We start from the raw sequence: 1,556 nt of genomic DNA, 5'->3' as shown, positions 1-1,556 counted from the left end.
CTCGTCCGTGCCCCGCATCATGATCCCCTCTCGCCGTGAGAAGGGGTGAATCATGTTCTGCATCCAAGGTCGAGGCCGACTATTTCAGCGACCTGTTAAGTCCTTCGTTAAGCGCCAAAAGAATGACGCAGCCGATGCCGAGGCAATCTGCGAAGCGGCCATGCGTCCGACGATGCGTTTTGTTCCTGTGAAGAGCGAAGAGATCCAGGGCGCCGCGACGGTCTTTCGCGTCCGCGAACTGCTGATCCGGCAGCGGACGCAGGCGATCAATGCACTTCGCGGCCATCTGGGCGAGTTTGGCCAGATCGTGCCGCAGGGAGCAGCCAATGCTGCGCGGCTGATCGCCGTCGTCGAGGATCCTAGCGGCCTGCCCGCAGATGCCGTGGCCACGCTGAAGGTTTTGGTCGCGACCCTCGCCCATCTCGAGACGGAGATCGGCAAGCTCGATGCCGAGATCGCGCGGTGCGCCAAGGAGAACGAGGTGGCCCGGCGGCTCATGACGGTGCCGGGGATCGGGCCGCTGATTGCCACGGCCATTGCGGTCCTGGCGCCGCCACCCGAGACGTTCCGCAAGGCGCGCGACTTCGCCGCGTGGCTCGGCCTGACGCCGCAGCAGCATTCCACCGGGGGCAAGCAGCGCCTCGGTGCTACAACGAAGATGGGTGAGCGCTCGCTGAGGCGGCTGCTGATCATCGGCGCGAACAGCGTGATCATCAAACGACATGTCCACGCCACAGCCAGGCCGGGCACTTGGTTGGGCGGGATGCTCACACGCAAGCCACCGATGCTGGTGCGGGTGGCACTGGCGAACAAGATGGCGCGGATCGTCTGGGCTCTGATGGCTCGCGGTGGCGTTTACCAGTCTCCGGCCGCGGCGGCATAAGCCGTCACGGTCGCGAGGTCGTCGGAGCGAAAGAGGGCAAGGAGCAGTTTGGCGCAACGGTCGTGAGACGGGATCAGAGGAACCAGCCTGCAACAAAGTGCCGTCGAGCACGCGGCGTTGATTTGGGGCCTGATCCGCGAACACCATACGGGCCCGCGGCATGGAGATGGCCGCAACTGAGGCCGGATACATGTCAGCACCCGACAACGCGCCAAAGATAGTTCCAAAGATTCCTCTTGCGCATGGGGCGGTTATACATGTTGCAATACCCTGTCTACCAAGGATTCATATCGCGAATCCATGTGGTTAGACGGGTCATATGAGCAAGCCATCACCCGCCCGCTACCGCACGACGAACTGGTCCAGCTACACCGCTTCGCTTTGCAAGCGCGGGTCATTGCTGATCCGGTTGGACAAGAACATGACTTGGTTTGCGCAGCATGACGGCGGCCCCGGTCGCCCTGCGGTGTTCTCTGATGCGGCGATCCAGTTTTGCTTGACCATCAAGGTCCTGTTCAAGCTGCCGCTGCGGCAGACGACCGAGATGGTGGCCAGCCTGCTCAAGATGGCAGGCCTAGCAGGTCGCTGAAATAGTCGGCCTCGACCTTGGATGCAGAACATGATTCACCCCTTCTCACGGCGAGAGGGGATCATGATGCGGGGCACGGACGAG

The 1,556-nt window shown here is 62.5% G+C and carries 2 pseudogenes; both read left to right on the top strand.

From position 1 onward, the window contains the following. Positions 1-94: 94 nt before the first annotated feature. Positions 95-883: pseudogene (locus tag CRO22_RS18465) on the top strand (IS110 family transposase); the annotation flags it as partial. Between the two features lie 319 nt (positions 884-1,202). Further along, positions 1,203-1,460 (top strand): annotated as a pseudogene (locus CRO22_RS18460) (transposase); the annotation flags it as partial. Positions 1,461-1,556: the final 96 nt, after the last annotated feature.

Source organism: Rhodobacter maris, assembly GCF_900217815.1.
Taxonomy (GTDB): domain Bacteria; phylum Pseudomonadota; class Alphaproteobacteria; order Rhodobacterales; family Rhodobacteraceae; genus Rhodobacter; species Rhodobacter maris.
Note: the sequence above shows the minus strand (reverse complement) of the source record. Positions and strands in the feature narration are given on the sequence as shown.